Annotated in this window: 17 protein-coding genes and 1 tRNA gene; 7 read left to right on the forward strand and 11 right to left on the reverse strand. The window is 40.6% G+C overall.

All coding sequences use genetic code 11. The annotated features are described in order from the left end of the window. Positions 1 to 47: 47 nt before the first annotated feature. A tRNA-Thr gene (locus EP1_RS02905) sits at positions 48 to 120 on the reverse strand. 292 nt (positions 121 to 412) lie between these two features. Here EP1_RS02905 and EP1_RS02910 point away from each other — a divergent pair. Beyond that, on the forward strand, positions 413 to 649 hold the full coding sequence (locus EP1_RS02910) for a hypothetical protein (RefSeq protein ID WP_067623189.1): 237 nt from the start codon (positions 413 to 415) through the stop codon (positions 647 to 649). Between the two features lie 48 nt (positions 650 to 697). Here the strand turns inward: EP1_RS02910 and upp are convergent, their stop codons facing one another. From upp to EP1_RS02940, 6 genes are all read right to left on the reverse strand, one after another. Continuing rightward, positions 698 to 1,327, reverse strand: coding sequence for a uracil phosphoribosyltransferase (gene upp / locus EP1_RS02915; protein ID WP_067623191.1), 630 nt, complete (start codon positions 1,325 to 1,327; stop codon positions 698 to 700). Between the two features lie 64 nt (positions 1,328 to 1,391). Further along, entirely contained in the window at positions 1,392 to 2,636 is a 1,245-nt protein-coding gene (gene glyA / locus EP1_RS02920) for a serine hydroxymethyltransferase (RefSeq protein ID WP_067623193.1), read from the reverse strand. A 117-nt stretch (positions 2,637 to 2,753) separates the two neighbouring features. Continuing rightward, positions 2,754 to 3,782: an L-threonylcarbamoyladenylate synthase gene (locus EP1_RS02925; RefSeq protein ID WP_067623195.1), complete on the reverse strand. Its 1,029-nt coding sequence runs from the start codon at positions 3,780 to 3,782 to the stop codon at positions 2,754 to 2,756. A gap of 178 nt (positions 3,783 to 3,960) precedes the next feature. Then, the gene (gene prmC / locus EP1_RS02930; protein ID WP_067623198.1) at positions 3,961 to 4,791 is read right to left on the reverse strand and encodes a peptide chain release factor N(5)-glutamine methyltransferase; all 831 of its coding nucleotides are present in this window, start codon (positions 4,789 to 4,791) and stop codon (positions 3,961 to 3,963) included. After that, positions 4,784 to 5,857 carry a peptide chain release factor 1 gene (gene prfA, locus EP1_RS02935; RefSeq protein WP_067623200.1) on the reverse strand — a complete coding sequence of 358 codons (1,074 nt, stop codon included), beginning with the start codon at positions 5,855 to 5,857 and terminating at the stop codon, positions 4,784 to 4,786. Before prfA ends, prmC begins: the two co-directional genes overlap by 8 nt. Before the next feature lie 64 nt (positions 5,858 to 5,921). After that, entirely contained in the window at positions 5,922 to 6,506 is a 585-nt protein-coding gene (locus EP1_RS02940) for a thymidine kinase (RefSeq protein ID WP_067623202.1), read from the reverse strand. A 206-nt stretch (positions 6,507 to 6,712) separates the two neighbouring features. Between EP1_RS02940 and EP1_RS02945 the strand changes: the two genes are divergently transcribed. After that, entirely contained in the window at positions 6,713 to 8,248 is a 1,536-nt protein-coding gene (locus EP1_RS02945) for a YfcC family protein (RefSeq protein ID WP_067623204.1), read from the forward strand. Between the two features lie 17 nt (positions 8,249 to 8,265). Here EP1_RS02945 and EP1_RS02950 read toward each other — a convergent pair whose 3' ends face one another. Next, positions 8,266 to 8,724 carry a MerR family transcriptional regulator gene (locus EP1_RS02950; protein ID WP_067623205.1) on the reverse strand — a complete coding sequence of 153 codons (459 nt, stop codon included), beginning with the start codon at positions 8,722 to 8,724 and terminating at the stop codon, positions 8,266 to 8,268. Between the two features lie 82 nt (positions 8,725 to 8,806). Here EP1_RS02950 and EP1_RS02955 point away from each other — a divergent pair, with 82 nt between their 5' ends. The 4 genes from EP1_RS02955 (at position 8,807) to EP1_RS02970 (ending at position 13,327) form a co-directional block, all read left to right on the forward strand. Continuing rightward, positions 8,807 to 9,538: an SDR family oxidoreductase gene (locus tag EP1_RS02955; RefSeq protein ID WP_067623207.1), complete on the forward strand. Its 732-nt coding sequence runs from the start codon at positions 8,807 to 8,809 to the stop codon at positions 9,536 to 9,538. A 109-nt stretch (positions 9,539 to 9,647) separates the two neighbouring features. Further along, positions 9,648 to 11,045, forward strand: a complete 1,398-nt coding sequence (locus EP1_RS02960) for a TrkH family potassium uptake protein (protein ID WP_067623208.1) — start codon at positions 9,648 to 9,650, stop codon at positions 11,043 to 11,045. Between the two features lie 250 nt (positions 11,046 to 11,295). After that, positions 11,296 to 12,648 carry a Mur ligase family protein gene (locus tag EP1_RS02965; protein ID WP_067623210.1) on the forward strand — a complete coding sequence of 451 codons (1,353 nt, stop codon included), beginning with the start codon at positions 11,296 to 11,298 and terminating at the stop codon, positions 12,646 to 12,648. Continuing rightward, entirely contained in the window at positions 12,641 to 13,327 is a 687-nt protein-coding gene (locus EP1_RS02970) for a type 1 glutamine amidotransferase (protein WP_067623212.1), read from the forward strand. The genes EP1_RS02965 and EP1_RS02970 overlap by 8 nt, the downstream gene beginning before the upstream one ends. An 88-nt stretch (positions 13,328 to 13,415) precedes the next feature. Here EP1_RS02970 and manA read toward each other — a convergent pair whose 3' ends face one another. The 3 genes from manA to EP1_RS02985 form a co-directional block, all read right to left on the reverse strand. Beyond that, the gene (manA, locus tag EP1_RS02975) at positions 13,416 to 14,366 is read right to left on the reverse strand and encodes a mannose-6-phosphate isomerase, class I (protein WP_067623214.1); all 951 of its coding nucleotides are present in this window, start codon (positions 14,364 to 14,366) and stop codon (positions 13,416 to 13,418) included. A gap of 96 nt (positions 14,367 to 14,462) precedes the next feature. Beyond that, complete coding sequence (locus tag EP1_RS02980; protein WP_067623216.1) at positions 14,463 to 15,494, reverse strand: serine hydrolase domain-containing protein; 1,032 nt, start codon at positions 15,492 to 15,494, stop codon at positions 14,463 to 14,465. Positions 15,495 to 15,617: 123 nt separating this feature from the next. Next, positions 15,618 to 16,439, reverse strand: a complete 822-nt coding sequence (locus EP1_RS02985; protein WP_067623532.1) for a VOC family protein — start codon at positions 16,437 to 16,439, stop codon at positions 15,618 to 15,620. A 289-nt stretch (positions 16,440 to 16,728) separates the two neighbouring features. On the opposite strand from EP1_RS02985, the gene EP1_RS02990 reads away from it, so the two are divergent. Then, the gene (locus EP1_RS02990; protein ID WP_067623218.1) at positions 16,729 to 17,073 is read left to right on the forward strand and encodes a rhodanese-like domain-containing protein; all 345 of its coding nucleotides are present in this window, start codon (positions 16,729 to 16,731) and stop codon (positions 17,071 to 17,073) included. Positions 17,074 to 17,135 lie beyond the last annotated feature (62 nt).

Consider the following 17,135-nt stretch of genomic DNA (forward strand, 5'->3'; position numbering starts at 1 on the left):
AGAAAAAAAGACAAACCTTAAGTTATCAAGGTTTGCCTTTATCAGTATGCCAGCTGCAGGAATCGAACCTGTGACCTACGCGTTACGAGTGCGTTGCTCTACCGACTGAGCTAAGCTGGCGTTTAGTACAAAAGAAATTATAAGGAACTTTAGTAAAAAAGTAAAGTAAGATTATTCTTAAAATGCGATTACATGAAAAAAACTTGAAAATATGCTAAAATAAAGGAAGTAAGACAAGAGGATGACCGCTCTGTTTTTCATAATTCTCTGCTAACAGAATTTATGAGCTTAAGTTGAGCAAAATTCTCAAATACTAGTAAAACGGTATGCGGCTTGAAATAGGCCTCATTTTTCTCAGGAAAAATGACTACCAATGACTACTTTAGTATAAAAAAGGAGGCGTTTAAAACAGATGGCTACATTTGGCAAAATAGAGACGCACATTGATCCTTCCGAAGCAGGGAAAGATTTTCCCGTCAAGACACACGTAATGTTCACGATTCGTGGTAAATCCCAAACTGGGATCATCACTAAACAATTGAAAAACGCAGCTGTCGTTGAAATTGATGAGAAACAAGATAATGAACACTTGATGATTCATTCCAATGGCGTTGTCGTCATCAATTATAAGCAAATGAAAAAGATTTAATTTCAAACAAAGCAGGTATGTCAAAATGACATACCTGCTTTTACTTTATTATTTTGTTCCGAATAACCGGTCGCCAGCATCTCCTAGACCAGGGACGATGTAACCATCTTCGTTTAATCGTTCGTCTAAAGCTGCCGTGTAGATATCCACATCTGGGTGTGCTTCTTGCAACGCTTTGACGCCTTCAGGGGCTGCAACTAAACAAACAAATTTCATGTTCGATGCGCCACGTTTTTTCAATGAATCGATCGCCATGATCGCTGAACCGCCAGTTGCCAACATTGGGTCAACGATAAATAATTGACGACTGTCGATATCTTCTGGCATTTTGAAGAAATATTCATGTGGTTCCAATGTTTCTTCATCTCGGAACATTCCGATGTGTCCGACTTTTGCGGCTGGGATTAATTCTAAGATCCCATCTACCATTCCGATCCCCGCACGTAAAATTGGTACGATCGCTACTTTTTTCCCTGATAAGGTTTTTTGTGTAGATGTTTGGATCGGTGTTTCAATCTCGACATCTTCTAACGGCATATCACGAGAGACCTCATAAGCCATTAACATCGCGATTTCATTTACTACTTCGCGAAAAACCTTTGTCCCACAGTTTTTATCACGAATAATCGTTAATTTGTGTTGAATCAATGGATGATCAATTACTTGAAACTTGCCCATAATAAATTGCTCCTTTATTCTGCATTTCTCCTAATTATATGACAATTTCACGAAGAAAACTAGTCTAATGTTGTGCTTGAATTGGATGAGCTTCCGTTAATTCTAGAACCGCTTGACGAACTTCTGCCAATTTGGCTTCATCTCCATTAGAACGCAACGTTTCAATAATTAATTCAGCTACTCGTGCCGCATCCTGCTCTTTAAAATCACGACTAGTAATAGCCGCCGTTCCGATTCGGATTCCACTGGTTTCTTTAAAACTTTTTGATTCAAACGGAATCGAATTTTTATTGACAGTAATATGCACCGTATCTAACAACTCTTCTGCTTCACGTCCAGTGATGTCAAAACCAGTTACCTCTAGTAAAAGTAAATGATTGTCACTGCCGCCAGAGATGACCCGTGTTTCCGCTGTTTGATTAAAGACTTTCACCATCGCCTGAATGTTTTTCAAAACTTGTTCACTGTAGCCTTTAAATTCCGGTGCCAAAGCTTCTTTAAAAGCAACTGCTTTGGCCGCAATCACGTGTTCTAAAGGGCCGCCCTGTAGGCCAGGGAAAACAGCACTGTTGATTTTCTTCGCCAGCTCGGCATCATTGGTCAAAATTAAGCCCCCGCGAGGTCCGCGTAATGTTTTATGAGTCGTTGATGTCACCACGTCTGCATAAGGAACTGGATTCGGATGTAAACCGGTCGCGACTAAACCTGCGATATGTGCCATATCGACCATTAATTTTGCGCCAACTTCATCCGCGATTTCCCGAAAGCGCGCAAAATCGATAATTCGACTATAAGCACTGGCCCCAGCTACGATTAATTTAGGCTGATGTTTCCGCGCTAAAATACGAACTACTTCATAATCCAACGTTTCGGTGTGAGGATCCACCCCATAGCTGACAAAATTATATAATTTACCACTGACATTCACCGGTGAACCATGGGTTAAGTGTCCCCCAGCAGATAGATCCATTCCTAATACCGTATCACCCGGCTGAATCAATGAGAAATAAGCCGCTTGATTGGCTTGCGAACCTGAGTGTGCCTGAACATTTGCGTATTTTGCATCAAATAATACTTTTGCCCGATCGATTGCTAAATTTTCTACAACATCAATAAATTCACAACCACCATAATAACGACGACCAGGATAGCCTTCCGCATATTTATTTGTTAAGACACTCCCTTGAGCCATTCGTACCGCTTCTGACACAATATTCTCAGAAGCAATCAATTCAATATTTTGCTCCTGACGCTCCGCCTCATTCTCAATTGCTCCCCATAGTTCGGGATCTAGTGCTTTATAATCCATCCAAACGCCACCTTTCAACTTTATGTTTCTAGTATACGGAAGATTAACCAGATAATCGAATCTTTTGTTTACTTTTTTTCAAAAAAGTAAAAGACTCAGTTGAACAATCGAAAAAAGTTAACCCTCGTTCGTTTGGCTCTTACTGAAATAATTTTGCGCTGCGGCTTTTTTCAAACGATTCATATAAGCTAAGCCTAAATGATCCTCAGGAAAGACTTCCGCAAAAATGATATCAACTGTTTTGGCTTCATCCAACGCCCGCAAGCCACTGAATAATCCATGGGTGGCCGCTTCGATCGAATCATCCGCAAAAACAAAACGATCAGCCGAAGAATAACTCTTAGCGATTTTCGGACTTGCCAGTAGACCGACTTTTTTATTGTTTGTATCAGCCCAAGTCAAAGCAGCTTTCCAATCAGCAGGTTTGATCATTAAAACCGGTGTATCTGGTGAATAATGTTTGTACTTCATCCCCGGCGCTTTCGGTGTCTCGCTTTCCTTAACTAAATGTTTATCTAACGGAACTTCAATGCCTAAAACCGCTTCTAATGTTTCCTTAGTCACAGCGCCTGGCCGTAAAATCGTCGGTACTTCACTGCTTAAGTCTAAAACAGTTGATTCAACACCAATTTGCGTAGCACCGTCATCTAAAATCCCAGCTATTTTGTTTTTTAAATCATGATAAACATGCAGTGCTGTCGTTGGACTGGGTTTTCCCGATGTGTTGGCACTCGGCCCAACTAACGGCGCTCCGGTTTCTTCAATTAAAGATAATGTTTTTTTATTATCTGGCATTCGAAAAGCTGCTGTGGATAAGCCCCCTGTCACAACCGGGCTTAAACTGCCAGATTTGATCGAAAAAATCAAAGTTAGCGGTCCCGGCCAAAAATTTTTGATGATTTTTTCAGTCAGTGGATGGTAGCTTTCCACATAGTCTTTGGTCATCGAAAAATCTGCTACATGAACGATTAACGGATTGTCGCTAGGACGCCCCTTGACCGCAAAGACTTGTTTGACCGATTCCGGTAAAAGCGCATTAGCACCTAATCCGTAGACGGTCTCCGTTGGAAAGGCCACCAATTCCCCTTGGCGTAATAATTTCGCCGCTTGTTCAATTTCATCAGATTGAAAAATTTTTGTTTCCACAGCTTCTCCACAGCTCCTTTTCTATTTTTTCCTAGTTTAAAAACCTTTATCGACGACTTATCCTCAAATAGTGGACAACTCAATTGTCAAGTGTGTATAACCATGTTGATAACTTTTAGCTTTTTTAAATCCCGCCAATTCGCTGTTCTTTTATTACTTTCCTGATTAAAAATAATTTTTAGCGCACAACGACCATTCGATCATTTTTGGCCATATCTTGTTGAACTGTTACACGCTTTTCAGGAAAGGCCGTTTGAAAAATTTCCTGCACCGCTACTCCTTGCTGAAAACCAATTTCCAGTAGAATCATTCCCGTTGACTCCAGTAGTCTTTGACTTTGTTCGGCAATTTTTTGATAGATTGCTAAACCATGATTTTCGGCAAACAATGCTGTTTTCGGTTCATAGGTCCGTACACTTTCATCCATTAAATCCCATTCGTCTTCACTAATATAAGGGGGATTACTGATGATGATGTCTTGCTTTTCAGTAATTGCTGCCAGAACGTCGCTTTCTTTAAAGACGATCTCAGCGCCTAACATCTTTGCATTTTCTTGGGCAACATTCAATGCTGCATCAGAAATATCAACCGCTGTCACCTGCCATGCTGGTCGCGCCAACTTTAAACTGACTGCGATTGCACCAGTCCCGGTCCCGATATCGATTACTTTTTTGGGCTTGTAATCATTCAATTCTAAACATAGTGCCACTAACTCTTCTGTTTCTGGCCGGGGGATCAATGTCGCTTCGGTTACCTTGAAACGATGATCAAAAAAAGATTCATAGCCTAATAAATACTGCGGTGGAATGTTTTTCATTAGAGCTACTAAATCTTTCTCAATAATCGCTTGATCTGCCGATGGAATTTCTTCCCGCATCTTTAAGAGCCAGTGCGTCTTATCCCAACCCTTGCGAGCAAGGAAAAGATATTCAATCGCATACCCTTCTTTTCCAGCAGCTTCTAAAAAAGAAGAAGCCCCTGACAGGACTTCGACATAAGTTTTAGCCATTTTGCATTTCTTCCAATTTCTTGGTTTGATCGTACATAATCAAGGCATCAATGATCTCGTCTAGCTTACCCGCTAAGATTTGATCCAACTTTTGAATCGTAAGACCAATTCGATGATCCGTGACCCGATTTTGCGGAAAGTTATACGTCCGGATCCGTTCAGAACGATCCCCTGTACCAACGGCTGATTTACGGCTAGCGTCATATTCGCTTTGGGCCTCTTGTTGGATCTTATCATAAACCCGTGCACGTAAAATTTTCATCGCTTTTTCCCGGTTTTTAATCTGTGAACGTTCATCCTGCATCGCTACCACAATACCGGTTGGGATGTGGGTCAAACGTACTGCCGAGGCCGTCTTATTGACGTGCTGTCCACCCGCACCAGAGGCATGATAAATATCCGTCCGAATGTCTTTGTCTGCGAGATCGATTTCAACTTCTTCCGCTTCAGGCATCACGACCACGGTTGCAGTCGAAGTATGAATCCGTCCTTGTGATTCCGTTGATGGAACCCGTTGAACACGATGAGCGCCGCTTTCGTATTTTAATTTAGAATAAACATTGTCTCCCGTGATCATCATAATCACTTCTTTATAGCCACCGATACCAGTCACGTTGGCTTCCATCACTTCTGTTTTCCAGCCTTGACTCTCAGCATATTTTTGATACATATTGAAAAGATCACCGGCAAATAATGCCGCTTCATCGCCACCTGCGGCTCCGCGAATTTCCATGATGATGTTTTTATCATCATTTGGGTCTTTAGGTAGTAATAAGATTTTGATCTCATCTTCTAAAACATCTTTTTCTTTTTTTAAATCAGCTAATTCTTCTTTAGCCATCTCAGCCATTTCAGCATCTAAGTTTTCCCCTAATAATTCTTCGGTATCACTGATGCCCTCCACTACCTTTTTATAGCGGCGATAAGTCGCTACGGTCTCGCGCGTGTTGGCCTCTTCTTTTGATAACTGCATGAAACGCTGAGTATCACTGATGACTTCTGGGTCACTCAGCAGTTCCCCAAGCTCTTCATAACGATCTTCAATCGCTTGTAATTGATCGTACATGGATAAAATCTCCTCCTAGTTGATTAGTCATTATTAAAAAAATTACTCACTAATAGCTATTTTGTTAATTAGCAGAATGATCAATTTCCGGATGCAAATAATGTTTGCGACAGACTGGATAATAAGCCTCATTTCCGCCAATCTGAACTTGGTCCCCTTCATAGACCGGATGACCATCTATATAATGCAGATTCATCGTCGCTTTCTTATGACAGAACCAGCAAATCGTTTTTAATTCTTCTAATTTGTCCGCATAAAGCAGTAAATATTTTGAGCCTTCAAACATTTCATTGCGAAAATCATTTTTCAAACCAAACGCCATCACAGGAATGTCCAACTCATCAACGACTTGCGCCAATTGAACAACGTGTTCTTTGGTCAAAAACTGTGATTCATCAATCAACACACAGTAAGGTTTGTAATCGAGCTGTTTGATGAACGCAAAAATATTTGTCTCAGGAAAAATTGGTACGGCCGGTCGGCTCAAACCAATTCGGCTGGAGATCGTTCCCACGCCATCCCGCGTATCTATTCCGCTAGTCATTAAGACTACTGGTTTATTTTGTTCTTCATAATTATGGGCAACTTTCAGAATCTCAATTGTCTTTCCACTATTCATTGCACCGTATTTAAAAAAAAGCTGGGCCATTCTTGTCACCTTTCCCTTTTGTTCCTATCGTATTATAGCGGAAAAGTCCAATTATTTACAGTAATAATTTTCATTACATGCTCACCTTAGACGAATCATTTACTATTTTTGTCAAAGTCATAGGTTATCTTTTTAAGAATTTATCTCTTCAGTGCTATACTTTTAACAGTAATCATTTTATAAATTCTTATTTAGGAGGCGTTCTCATGGAACAACCGGCAACAAAGAAACGGCGGAGTTTTCCGTCGGCCTACACGGTCATTATTATCGTCCTGATTATGGTTCAAGCATTAACTTTTTTTATCCCTTCAGGTAAGTACAGTACCTTGAGCTATGACAGTGACAAAGATCAATTTGCCATCACCGATGCTCGTGATAAAACCGTCATGGCACCAGCGACACAACAGACTTTAGATAAGTATGATATCAATATCAAAGTCGAAAAATTTCGTGACGGAACGATCTATCGTCCTGCTGCGATCCCCAATTCATATCAACAGATCAAAAAGCCTGCTCGTGGTGTAACTGGAACAATTACGCAGTTTTTACGTTCACAGGTCCAAGGGATCACTGAGAGCGTCGATATCATGATCTTTATCTTGATCTTGGGCGGTGTGATTGGCATCGTCAATGCCACCGGAGCGATGGACGCCGGAATGATGCGCCTGTCAGAAAAACTCAAAGGTAAGCAAAAATGGCTGATCGTGATTGTAACCACTTTAATTGCTATCGGCGGAACCACCTTTGGATTGGCTGAAGAAACCATTGCGTTTTATCCTATCTTGATCCCAATCTTCTTATTGGCCGGTTATGATACCTTGACGGCGGTCGCCACGATTTATTTAGGAACTGCGATTGGGACCATGAGTTCTACAATCAATCCCTTTTCTACGGTTATTGCCTCAAATGCGGCTGGGATCAGTTTTACCGATGGGATGCCTTTACGGATTTTAATGTGGATTGCAGCCGTCGGTATCTCGATTCTCTACACCATTCGCTATGCCGAGAAAGTTCGCTTAAACCCTGCCGCTTCACTGGTAGCAGATCAAGCTGAAAGTGATCGGAAACGTTTCTTAGGTGGACAAGATCGGGAGAAAACGACTGAATTTACTAAGCGCCAAAAGTTTTCTTTGATCGTTTTTGCTTTAGGTTTTGTAGTTATGATCTACGGCGTACAACAACTGGGCTGGTATTTTACTGAAATTGCCGTCGTCTTTCTCGCCGTCACCTATGTATTAGCCGTCGTTTCTGGTTTAGGCGAAAAGAAATTTATCGACAGCTTTGTGACCGGTGCAGCAGATCTTTTAGGCGTCGCCTTAATCGTCGGGCTGGCCCGTTCCGTCGGGATCGTAATGGAGAACAGCTTTATCAGCGACACAATCATGAATTTCTTTAGTAATGCCATCAGCGGTATGAACAATGTCATCTTTATTTGGTTTATGTTCTTAGTCTATGTAATCTTAGGCTTTTTCATCCAATCATCGTCTGGATTAGCGGTATTATCCATGCCGATTATGGCGCCTTTAGCTGATGTCGTCGGCATCGACCGTGCATTGATCGTTGATGCCTACAACTGGGGTCAAGGTTTGATCGGTTTAGTCGCACCAACAGGTTTGATTTTAGTTTCATTATCAGTAGTAAATGTTGGGTTTGATAAGTGGATCAAGTTTGTCACCAAACTACTGATTACTATCATCATTTTAATCCTTGCATTCTTGGCAATTGGTGTCTTGCTCTCTTAAAAAGAAAAGCCTGAGTCTTAAACGGATTCAGGCTTTTTTGAGGATAAATACTTTTGATGCCATTTCGCATCGACTTGACGTGTGCCTAGCTTGAAGAAAATTTCCTCCGTGCCGGCTTCATTAGCGGTTTGATAATACCATTTTTTCCAACGTAGAAAATCTAGTTGAGCTTGCAGTTCAAGAATTTTCCGTTCCAACGCAGCTTCTTGTTCAATCATAAAGGTATAACGTTGCGGCAATGTTTGATCGCCCACCACACACCAGTCCATAAATTTGGCAATTTCTTTTACGGCAATTCCTGATTTTTTTAAACAATCGATCACTTCAATATACCCGAGATCATCCTCAGTGAACTCTCTGCGCCCCGCCTGATTCTTTTTTACAAAAGGCAGCAAGCCCGCCTTATCATAATACCTTAACGTATCTTGTGAGATTCCATATTTTTCAGAAATCTCGCCTATCAAAAATTTTTTCATTTTTTTCAACTTCCTTCTTGACCTAGAGTTAACTCCAAGTAGTAGAGTTAGTCTATCATAATTTTGAAAGCAGGCAATTCAAATGGAAAAATCTTTAGTTGTAATCACCGGTGCAAGTTCTGGCTTTGGAGCAGAGATTGCCAAAATCTTCAATCAAGCAGGCTTTCCCCTACTTTTATTGGGCCGCCGGATCGAAAAAATCAACGCTCTACCCTTGAATTTTGAGCGCGTCATGGTCGAAGCAGTCGACGTAACTGACTACAAAACGTTTGAAGCGAGTATCAAAAAAGCTGAGGCGGTGTATGGTCCTGTCGATTTATTAGTTAACAATGCTGGTGTCATGCTCTTGGGAAATGTTTTGGAGCAAGATCCGCTAGAGTGGCAAACGATGCTAAATACCAATATCATGGGTGTTCTAAACGGCATGCAAATCGTTTTACCCGGTATGAAGGAACGCAATCATGGAACTGTCATCAATATGTCATCTTTGGCCGGCAAGAAAACTTTCACCAATCACGCAGCCTATGTCGCTTCAAAATTCGGTGTCCACGGCTTAAGTGAAACGATTCGGGAGGAATTATCCGGCTCTAATGTCCGAATCTCTTTAGTCGCACCCGGTGCTGCGGAGACTGAATTATTGACCCACGTCACCGATCAAAATGCCTTAACGGATTATCAAGCTTGGAAGGAAAGTATGGGGGGCATCACACTAGATCCTGTCCACGTCGCTGAAAGTGTAAAATTCATTTATGACATGCCTCAAGCAGTCACTATTCGCGAAATCGATATTGCCGCCACTGCTCAAGATGCTTAAACCCCAAGCTTTCCTACTCCTACCAAAACGGTGGGAGTTTTTTTGCTAGAAGCATGCTATACTATTTCTATTGTTAAGAAATTTGAGCACATTATTTAAGGAGTTTCCCATGAATTTTGATCGACGGATAAATTTTTTTAGAAAAAGCTGGCGCAAAATCAATAATCGATTTTCTTCGATTCAGATTATCGTCTTTTATTATTTAGCCATGACAATCTTATCATTGGTTTTATTTTATCTACCGCTTTTTCGTGAACCGGGGTCCCACGTTCCTTTTCTCGATATGGTCTTTATGGCAATTTCCACGATTTCAGTTACGGGCTTGACGACCTTTGATATCAATTCCGTTTTCAATGATACTGGTGTCTTGATGTTGGAAGTTTTATTTCATATCGGTGGTTTAGGGATCATGATGATCACCACCTTCTTCTTTATCGTATCTAAACGGCGGATCACGTTAAAGCAACGGCAATTGATCATGACCGACATGAATCAGCCCCGGTTGAGCGGGATCGTTAACTTGATTCGTATTACCTTTACGATGCTATTAGCAATCGAAGTTGTTTTTGGTACGATCTTTTCCATCTACTTCTATTTAGCTGGCTATTACCATAAAGTTTCCGACGCCATTTTTTATGGCTTTTATCAAGCGATTTCAGCGGTAACCAATTCAGGCTTCGATGTGACGGGAGAATCAATTATTCCTTTTTCTCACGATGTCTTTTTCATCCTTACAATTATGCTGCTGATTTTTATCGGCGGAATTGGTTTTCCTGTGTTGATGGATTTCCATGGCTGGGTGCTCCATAAAAAAGCCAAAATCCGCTTGCCTTTTCGCTTTAGTTTATTTTCAAAGATCGCCTTGCTAGCGTTCTTCGTTCTCTTTATTGGTGGTGCGTTAGCCATTTGGTTATTAGAAAAGGATCATATTTTTGCTAAAATGAATTTCTTCGATCAGTGGTTGAATTCGACTTTTTATTCCATGACGACTCGTAATGCTGGTCTACAAATTCATGATTTAAATCTATTTCAAAATACGACCCTGATCATTTTCTCCTTGTTGATGTTTATCGGCAGCTCACCAAGCTCCGTCGGTGGTGGGATTCGAACCACGACGATTGCGATTATTGGCTTGTATTTATACTCTTTCTTGAAAAACGAGGATGACATCAATATTTTTGGTCGGAAAATCGCCCAAGAAGATGTTCGGAAATCAGTCGTTGTTTTCATGTTATCGGCGGGGATGTGTCTGTTCAGTATTCTATTCCTAACCGCTACCGAAGATCATTCCTTGATCGCAATCATTGTCGAAGTGACCTCGGCCTTTGGAACGACCGGGCTTTCATTGGGGATTACCCCTGACCTTTCCAGCACTGGAAAAATCATGATCGCCATATTAATGTTTATCGGTCGCGTTGGCATGCTATATACCTTGATGCTGTTCGTACCGAAGGAAACCCGTGACTTAGGCTATGAATTTCCTGAAGAAAAGATTATTATTGGCTAGGAGCAAAAGACTGCCCTAGCCTTTTGTGTGCTTTTAGTTGTACCGAGCGCATTAATCTTGTGAGCAAAGACACTTTTTTCCGACTTCCGGTAAAAGTGACTGGCGGGCTATCAACTAACTGTCCTGTTAAGCATTGGATTTTTTTAAGCAGTGAAACCTGAAACCTTAAGAAAAAGGAAAGCTGTTTAAACTTTTTTTTCAAATATGATAAGATGAATTAAATTTGTTTTTTAGACATGGAGGATGTGTAATGGGGTTACGAAGTCAACTGGCAATTACTGCCGGCAAGACCGCCCAATGGGTATTAAAAACGTTCTTTAAAGGTGGTTCCAGTTATCCTGGTCAACTGGCTTTGAAGTTAGATCCAAAAATTTTGGATACATTAGTGAAAGATTATCAAGTGGTCGTTGTGACTGGAACGAATGGCAAAACATTGACTACGGCGTTAACCGTCAATATTTTAAAACAAGAATTTGATTACGTATTGACGAATCCAACGGGGGCCAACATGGCACAAGGAATCGTTTCGACTTTTTTAAATGCCAAAGGAAAAAAAGGCGACAAAAAAATCGCCGTTTTAGAAATCGACGAAGCCAGCTTAAGTAAAGTAACGGAATACATCAAGCCGGAACTTTTCTTGTTCACTAATATTTTCCGCGACCAGATGGATCGTTACGGCGAAATCTACACAACTTATAAATTAATCGTTGACGGTGCGGCAAAATCACCAAGTGCTCCGATTTTGTGTAATGGGGACTCACCGATTTTCAATTCATTGGAGACGGTTAATCCAAGAAAGTATTATGGCTTTGATCATTTACCTGATCAAGACCAAGAGGCTCATTACAACACCGATGGCTTGCTTTGTCCAAAATGTCAGCACATTTTAAAATACAAAATGATCACGTATGCCAACCTTGGGAAATACTATTGTCCGAACTGTGGCTTCCACCGGCCTGAGCTGGATTATAAATTGACAGAAATGAAAGCTATGGACAATCAATCTTCAGAGTTTGTCATCGACGGGCAAGACTACAAGATCGAAGTCGGCGGTCTTTACAATGTTTATAATGCATTGGCGGCAACCGCTGTGGCGGAATATTACAATGTTTCAAAAGACAAAATCAAACGTGGTTTAGGCTATGATGAAAAAGTCTTCGGACGCCAAGAAGAGTTTGTCATCGATGGCAAGAAATGTACATTAGTCTTAGTCAAAAATCCCGTTGGCTTAAACCAAGTCATCGACATGATCGGTTTGGCACCTTATCCTTTCTCCTTAGTTTCCTTATTAAATGCGAACTATGCCGATGGAATCGACATCAGTTGGATCTGGGATGGCAATCATGAAGCCTTCGCACAAATGGCTATTCCGGCGGTGATTGCCGGTGGTGATCGTCATGAGGATATGGCTCTACGATTACGTGTGGCAGGTATTCCTGAAGATAAGTTAACCGAGACGGAAAGTTTGACGGACGTAATTGAACAGATCAAACTATTGCCGACAGAACACGTGTATATTTTAGCAACGTACACAGCTGTCCTGCAACTACGCAAAGAATTGGCCCAAAAAGGCTACATTAACGGAGGTATGGATCGTGGCTAAATACGAACTAAACTTAGCACATTTATACGGAAATTTATTAAACACTTACGGCGATAACGGCAATCTTCTAACCTTGAACTACTATGCCAAACAAATGGACATCGAAATTCATTCAGAGATCGTCAGTATCTATCAAGACTTTGATCCTGATAAATACGATTTTGTCTTTATTGGCGGCGGACAAGATTATGAACAAGTCATTGTCTCAAAAGATATCCAAACAAAAAAAGAAGCTCTAACCGAATACATCGAAAATGATGGTGTGATCCTATCGATCTGTGGCGGCTATCAATTATTAGGTCACTATTACATTGGAGCTAACGGCGAAAAAATCGAAGGTATTGGTGCTTTGGATCATTATACTTTGAGCCAAGACAACCATCGCTTTATCGGTGACATTGAGATCCACAATGAAGAATTTGGTGAAACCTATTACGGCTTTGAAAATCACAACGGTCGGACGTTCTTAGGGAAAGGCGAACGACCATTAGGTACAATCGTTAAAGGCAACGGCAATAACGGGGAAGATCATGGCGAAGGCGTGATTTACAAAAACGTCTATGGCTCTTACTTCCACGGTCCGATCTTAGCCCGTAATAAATCCTTGGCTATTCGTTTATTGCACACCGCTCTAAAAAATAAATATGGTGAAGATGTGGAATTGCCGCAGCTACCATAAAAAAATGACCGCCAACATTCAGTTGGTGGTCATTTTTTTGCATAGAGAAAAGTGGCCAGCTTAGTAAACTGACCACTTTAATATTCTTTTATTTTGTTCCTGGAGTGGAAGCGATGATTTTCATTTCACCTTCGACTTTCCATTCAGTAATTTGCGCTGGTAAAATACAGCTGGTGCCAGGTTTCATCTCGTAAGTTTGACCGTCAACGATCAAGTTACCATATCCTTCAACGACTGTTACTAAAGTGTAGTCGCCTTCCTTTTTAAGCGTAAGTTCACCCACAACGTCCCATTCATAAACATTGAAGAAATCTGTTTTCAAGTAAGTAATCACTGAAGACGTACCTTTTTTACTTTCAGAAATCTCAAGCTCAGGACTGATAGCTGGAACAGTCGTCACATCGATCGATTGTTGAATGTGTAATTCACGGGTGTTGCCTTGATCGTCTTTGCGATCATAATCATAGACCCGATAAGTTGTATCGGAACTTTGTTGCGTTTCTAAAATCATAATGCCTTTGCCAATCGCGTGAATCGTTCCACTTGGTACATAGAAGAAGTCGCCTTTTTTGACAGGAACACGCCGTAATAAATCATCCCAACGTTCGTCTTTGATCATTTCTGCCAACTCTTCACGCGTTTCAGCGTTGTGACCATAAACAATTTCTGAACCAGGTTTCGCATTGATGATATACCAACATTCCGTCTTTCCTAATTCCCCTTCATGTTTCAAGCCATAGCTATCATCTGGGTGAACTTGGACCGATAGATCATCTTCGGCATCTAAAATTTTCGTCAACAATGGGAAAACATCCCCTTCTGCGTTGCCAAATAATTCCCGATGTTCATTCCAAAGATCACTGACTTTCCAGCCTTTGTAAGGGCCATTTTCAACGATACTGACCCCATGAGGATGTCCACTGATCGCCCAGTCTTCCCCAATTTTATTGTTGGGAATATCAAACCCAAAAACGGTATGTAACTGATCGCCACCCCAAATTTTTTCTTGAAAAACTGGTTGTAAAAATAATGGTTCCATGCTTCTTGCTCCTTTTTTAATAGACTTATTCTTCAGTTGAAATGATAAGAGCCCCACCTGTTACTGACACGTTAAGCTCAAACATTCAACTACTCGCTATTTTTGATAATTCTTCACTCGCTCCTGTAAATAGCAGGCTAGAATTTCATCGCGATGAGCCACATAACTGGCCCGATGATCTTCTGGATGAACACGATTTGACAAAAAGATGAAAGCCGATTGCTTCACGACGTCCAACAGTAAAAAGGTCCCTGTATAGCCAGTATGAAAAAGCAAGGGTGCTTGATCAAGCGGGCTAAACTTCAGATCCCAACCAAGCGAGCGCTTCCCTTTGCCGGTAGGCGTCTGGTCATTCAACAATCTAAGAATTGTCTTGTCATGTAAATAAATAATATCGCGAACCCGCCCAAGATTCAAATACATTTTCGAAAATTTACTTAAATCTTTCAGATTCGTAAAAAGTCCGGCATTCCCTGCATGAGCAGCTAAAACTCGTGCTTTAGGATCATGGGTAACCCCCTGCAAAATCGTTCCATCAGACAGCTTTTGGGTAGGCACGATTTTATCATAAGGTGGTTGCGGTAAAAACAAACTATCCGTCATTGCTAGTGGCTGTAAAACTTCCTGTTTAAAAACATCAATCAAGTCTTTTTGATATAATTTTTCAATCAAAAAGCCTAGTAAAATCGTTCCCGCATCTGTATATTGCACTTTTTCTCCCAGAAAATCGCCGGGCTGCAAAGTTAGATAAGCGGCACGTAATTCCGCCGCATTCAACTGATCGCGTTTTGGGATATACGTTTGAATATCCGATGTATGGGTCAATAAGTGCCGTATAGTAATCCGTTCATTTTGAAACTCAGGTAATAACTCGTGGAGGGACTGATCCCAGTTGACTCTGCCCGCTTCTTGCAGTTTCAACATCACGGTCGTCGTACAGACCACTTTTGTTAAGGATGCTACATCAAAAAGTGCTTCTTCTTGCATCGGAAGTAACGTTGGGACAATCTGCCGGTGTCCTAAAACGTAGAGCTCCTCCTCATCTGCTTCCATAAACCACAGAAGAGCACCAGGAAATACTTCTTTTTGCATCTTTTCTTTTATTAAATGAAGGGTTTCAGGATACATACCCTACCTCCTCAAAGCATAATTTCTAAAAAAGTATAGCATAAAATAGAAGGTAAAAAATTTTTATCGGTTAAAATTTACTGCAACAAAAAAAAGCCGCGATTACTCACGACTTTTATATTACTATTTCAAGACAAACCACCATTCAATCCCTGCAATATCGTATAAAGTAATCAAGGATTGTTTTTTATCACAGAAAAAGGCCAGCTTTTCAGCAGTCAGATGATCAATCAATGCCAACAAATTCTCTTTTGAGACAATAAATTGTAGAAAATCGAGACCCAATACTTGATCGGTTGGTAAATCAATCGTCCCACCAGTAGCACTGGTCAGGCCAACATTAAATTCACCACGATTTAACAACAATTCTTCGCTGCTCTCATCATGTACTTCTAAACCTAAAATATCAGCGAGAAAGGCCTGCTGTTTGACTACATCACTGACGTTCAAATGAATTTTATCAAAATAAGCTTCATGCAATTTTTCCCGTTTGGTCGCTTTTTCAAGCAGGCTGGCAAAATCTAATTCAACTGGTTCAGCTGTCGAACGCTCGTTACTAGGAGCATAGAAAATTTCGATCTCATTTCCTTCAGGGTCTTCAAAAAGTAGCCCTTTTTCATCCTCTGCTTGTAAAGCAGATTTAAGCGGATAATTTTCTTTTTCTGCTCGGTAATAAACATTCGCTAATTCTTCGATATTTGGTACAACCAGCGAGAATCGTTGCATCTTTTTGATCTCACCATAGTGCTCGTCAGCCCGCGGGCTTTCTTCCAGCCAAAGCAACTCCCTTGCTGGGTCTTTGTATCCTAGAATCGCCAATTCATTTTCTTCCCGCAATAAATGCAAGCCAATGATATCGCGATAGAAATGGATCATTCCATCACGGTCACGCACACGAATGGCAATTGTTTTTAAATTAAGCTTCCCTAAATGAAAATTTTCCATCATTTTCTTCCCTCCGTCATTTCTATTTTAACGATGGCTGCTAAATCACGCAAGTAATATCCTTTCCAACTTTCTGAACTATAAAGATGCTTGATGGGGCGAAAATTGATAGTACAATGTTTGGTCAAAATTTTCTAAGTAAAAAAAGATTTTGAATACCTACTGTTTTCTGAAACATTTCTTAATCATTTACAGAAATTCTTTAGATTCAGATTCATAACGCTTGTCAGCAAGTAATAAATATATTAAAGTTGGAATCAATCTTATAAAGAAAAGGCTGTAGAAAAATATGAATGATTCAGTAACAACTAATGAATTTATGACGCTAGCTGAACAAGAACCGGTGAATGTTTTGGATTTAAGAGATCCTGAATTCGTGGATTCTTTCACTTCCTTAGAAGGCTCTAACGTCATCCGAATTCCACTAACACAATTACCTAGTAGTTTAAGTCAACTTGATCGAAGTAAAACGTATTACCTATTTACCCACTTTGGCGTTCGTTCGAAAACCATGGCGCATTTTTTAAGAAAACAAGGCTTTCAGGCCACTAACGTCATCGGTGGTACAGCTGCGTATGAAAAATCGCTCGCTAATCAACAAAATGAGCTTTCACTCATTGAACTGAGCAGATAAATTGTCTGTTTCTATTTTTTTTTGTACGATGCCATTGTAATTAATTTGAAAATTTAAGGAGT

Source organism: Enterococcus pseudoavium NBRC 100491 (assembly GCF_001544295.1).
Classification (GTDB): domain Bacteria; phylum Bacillota; class Bacilli; order Lactobacillales; family Enterococcaceae; genus Enterococcus_A; species Enterococcus_A pseudoavium.

Bases quoted from the DNA above. Each gene is read 5' to 3' on its own strand.
- EP1_RS02955 (WP_067623207.1), top strand. From the start codon at position 8,807: ATGGAAAAATCTTTAGTTGTAATCACCGGTGCAAGTTCTGGCTTTGGA.
- EP1_RS02950 (WP_067623205.1), bottom strand. From the start codon at position 8,724: ATGAAAAAATTTTTGATAGGCGAGATTTCTGAAAAATATGGAATCTCA.
- EP1_RS02910 (WP_067623189.1), top strand. From the start codon at position 413: ATGGCTACATTTGGCAAAATAGAGACGCACATTGATCCTTCCGAAGCA.
- manA (WP_067623214.1), bottom strand. From the start codon at position 14,366: ATGGAACCATTATTTTTACAACCAGTTTTTCAAGAAAAAATTTGGGGT.
- prmC (WP_067623198.1), bottom strand. From the start codon at position 4,791: ATGGCTAAAACTTATGTCGAAGTCCTGTCAGGGGCTTCTTCTTTTTTA.
- glyA (WP_067623193.1), bottom strand. From the start codon at position 2,636: ATGGATTATAAAGCACTAGATCCCGAACTATGGGGAGCAATTGAGAAT.
- prfA (WP_067623200.1), bottom strand. From the start codon at position 5,857: ATGTACGATCAATTACAAGCGATTGAAGATCGTTATGAAGAGCTTGGG.
- EP1_RS02980 (WP_067623216.1), bottom strand. From the start codon at position 15,494: ATGTATCCTGAAACCCTTCATTTAATAAAAGAAAAGATGCAAAAAGAA.
- EP1_RS02965 (WP_067623210.1), top strand. From the start codon at position 11,296: ATGGGGTTACGAAGTCAACTGGCAATTACTGCCGGCAAGACCGCCCAA.
- EP1_RS02985 (WP_067623532.1), bottom strand. From the start codon at position 16,439: ATGGAAAATTTTCATTTAGGGAAGCTTAATTTAAAAACAATTGCCATT.
- EP1_RS02990 (WP_067623218.1), top strand. From the start codon at position 16,729: ATGAATGATTCAGTAACAACTAATGAATTTATGACGCTAGCTGAACAA.
- upp (WP_067623191.1), bottom strand. From the start codon at position 1,327: ATGGGCAAGTTTCAAGTAATTGATCATCCATTGATTCAACACAAATTA.
- EP1_RS02945 (WP_067623204.1), top strand. From the start codon at position 6,713: ATGGAACAACCGGCAACAAAGAAACGGCGGAGTTTTCCGTCGGCCTAC.
- EP1_RS02960 (WP_067623208.1), top strand. From the start codon at position 9,648: ATGAATTTTGATCGACGGATAAATTTTTTTAGAAAAAGCTGGCGCAAA.
- EP1_RS02940 (WP_067623202.1), bottom strand. From the start codon at position 6,506: ATGGCCCAGCTTTTTTTTAAATACGGTGCAATGAATAGTGGAAAGACA.